Consider the following 2,418-nt stretch of genomic DNA (forward strand, 5'->3'; position numbering starts at 1 on the left):
ATCCGTGGCGCAAAAAGCTGTCTGGATTCCACCTCGGGCGCCGCTCTAATGGCTTGCCGCAAGCATCTCTTGCCATTACTGCGGGAGAGACTCATTCCACACACCGAAGGTAGTGATGGCAAACGCAGCGTCAATGCGCGAGGAAGCGGAATCGATTGCAGTGAAGGCTCTGGGCTTCGTCGCCTCCGATCCGGAGCTGTTGCCGCGCTTTCTGGCAATCACCGGCATCGAGGCGCATTCGATCCGCAAGGCTGCCGGCGAACCAGGATTCCTGGCTGGCGTCCTGCAGTTCATTCTCGCCCACGAACCGACGCTGATGCGGTTTGCCGAGGAAACCGGCACGCCGCCAGCAGCTGTCGGCAAGGCCTTGCGGGCGCTGCCGCTGGGCGACGACAACCATGAGCATTCCATATGAGCGATGATCCCGAGACAGCGCGCCAGATCGAGGAACTGGCGGCGGACAGCCGCCCGCTGCTGGTGCTCGATGTCGACGACGTGGTGCTCGAATTCATCCGCCCTTTCCCGCATTTCCTCAAGGCGCGTGGTTTCGGCCTGACGCTGGCCTCGTTCCGGCTGACCGGCAACATCGCCGAGACGGCGAGCGGCCGCCTGATCGAACAGCCCGAAGTCACAGCACTTCTGGGCGATTTCTTTGACGCCCAAGCCGACTGGCAGAGCATCGCCGACGGTGCCGCGGATGCCCTGACGGGATTGGCCGATCGCGCCGAGATCATTCTGCTGACGGCCATGCCGCACAAGCACCGTGCCGTGCGTCGCGCCCATCTCGATGCACTCGGGCTGAGCTACCCGCTCCTGACCACTGAAATGGCCAAGGGACCAGCAGTGGCCAGGCTTCGCGGTAACAGCGGCCGGCCAGTGGTTTTCGTCGACGATCAGCCGCACAATCTGGCGTCGGTGCGGGCCTCGGTCGCCGACGCCGGTCTGTTCCATCTGATGGTCGACAATTCGCTRCGCGCATTCCTGCCGCCGGTGCCGGACGACATCATCGTCGTCCAGGACTGGCACGAAGCCGCGCCGAAGATTGCGAACGCGCTGGGGCTCTAACGCAATTCCAGGAAAAAGTTTGAAACGGTTTTCCGCCCGGAATTGCGCCAAAACAGAGAGATAGAGGCCAGCCTCAGGGATTCAGCTTCGCTCCCGCCCCGCCGCTGTCGTCCCCACTGTCGTCGCCGCTGTCATCCACACTGTCGTCCACGGCCGGATCGGCGGGCTTGACCATGACGCCGTTGACCATGACTGAACCGTCGGCCTTGGCGTTGACGACCCATTCGATGCGTCCATCGGGCAGGGTCTTGCCAAAACCCTTCACCATGAGAGCGGCAGGTACGTACTGCGCCACCTCCGGCTCCGACTTTGCCGCCGTCTGCAGGCCCTCGACGAGCTTGTCGAAGCCGGTGACGTCGATCGTCACGCTTGCCTCCGGCTTCTCGTCGGGGAAGGTCATTTCACCTTCCAGGGCGATCTCCGTATCCTTGTTCTTCACGGTGCTGTGGCCGATCACGACCTTCGGCGTCTTGGCCATGAAGTCGGCTTTGATTTGGTCGCCGAAATCAGCCGACAGCGGCGGATTCTTATTGAGATCAAAGGCTTCGATCGTCTTCTTCGCCATACTGTCGAGATCGATATTGGCGCCGCCGAAGTTCAGGTCGACATCGGTGGGCAACAGCGCCACGCTCCAACTCGGCAGAAGCTGTTGCGGCACGGTCAGCCCCGACGCCTTGATGGCATAGCTGATCTTGCCGTTCTGGGCGACGCCGTCGGACGCGAACGCAGTGCTGAGTTGCGTCGCGCCGAAATTGCCGACCGGGCTTTCCACCGTGRAATCCCTGAAACCGTAGGTTCCCTCGACATGCTCCCAAACCGGCAAGGCGGYGAGCAGAAGCGATTTGAGTTGCGCCTGGTTTGCCTTCAGCGTCGTCTCGTCTTCATTGGCCACGGCAAACGCCAGGAGATCGAGCAGCGGCTTTGTCCGCACTCCCTTGCCGCTGGCCTCGACCGACAGCTCCGGCGATTTGACGTTGACGGGGAATTTCAGCCCGCTTTCAGGGTCGTCGAAATTGATCGTCTCGACGAAATCAGACACCTTTTGCGAGGTTGTGAAATCGACACCGCCGGTCGCGGACTTGGTCGTGGCGATCGTTGCTGTGCCGGCTCCGGTGCTTGCTTCCATATGCTGTTTGGCATCCTTCGATGCCATCGTCATGCCGGCCATCGAGCTGCTGCCGCTGGTGAAGGCCGCCAGATTGGGGTCGTAGACCCCGGAACCCTTGCCCTCCTTGATCGAAAACTGCGTGCTTTGCAGACCCTCKGGCCCGTTGAACTCGAAGGAGGCGCTCTGCGAAAAATCCATCGAGACATCCCAGGATCCGTCGCTGCGCGGCTTGACCATCAAGGCAT

The 2,418-nt window shown here is 61.7% G+C and carries 3 protein-coding genes; 2 read left to right on the forward strand and 1 reads right to left on the reverse strand.

The features are described 5' to 3' along the window. Nucleotides 1-115: 115 nt before the first annotated feature. Both ACXJ7R_RS30105 and ACXJ7R_RS30110 read left to right on the forward strand, forming a co-directional pair. The gene (locus tag ACXJ7R_RS30105) at nt 116-415 is read left to right on the forward strand and encodes a DUF3572 domain-containing protein (protein WP_095087927.1); all 300 of its coding nucleotides are present in this window, start codon (nt 116-118) and stop codon (nt 413-415) included. Next, complete coding sequence (locus tag ACXJ7R_RS30110; RefSeq protein WP_457155002.1) at nt 412-1,065, forward strand: hypothetical protein; 654 nt, start codon at nt 412-414, stop codon at nt 1,063-1,065. Before ACXJ7R_RS30105 ends, ACXJ7R_RS30110 begins: the two co-directional genes overlap by 4 nt. A gap of 73 nt (nt 1,066-1,138) precedes the next feature. Here the strand turns inward: ACXJ7R_RS30110 and ACXJ7R_RS30115 are convergent. Continuing rightward, nucleotides 1,139-2,418, reverse strand: a 1,280-nt coding sequence (locus tag ACXJ7R_RS30115) for a hypothetical protein (RefSeq protein WP_457155003.1), incomplete at its 5' end; no start/stop codon positions are given.

The organism is Mesorhizobium sp. P5_C1 (assembly GCF_054049815.1).

Coding starts and splice junctions, on each gene's coding strand:
- ACXJ7R_RS30105 (WP_095087927.1), top strand. CDS start 116: ATGGCAAACGCAGCGTCAATGCGCGAGGAAGCGGAATCGATTGCAGTG.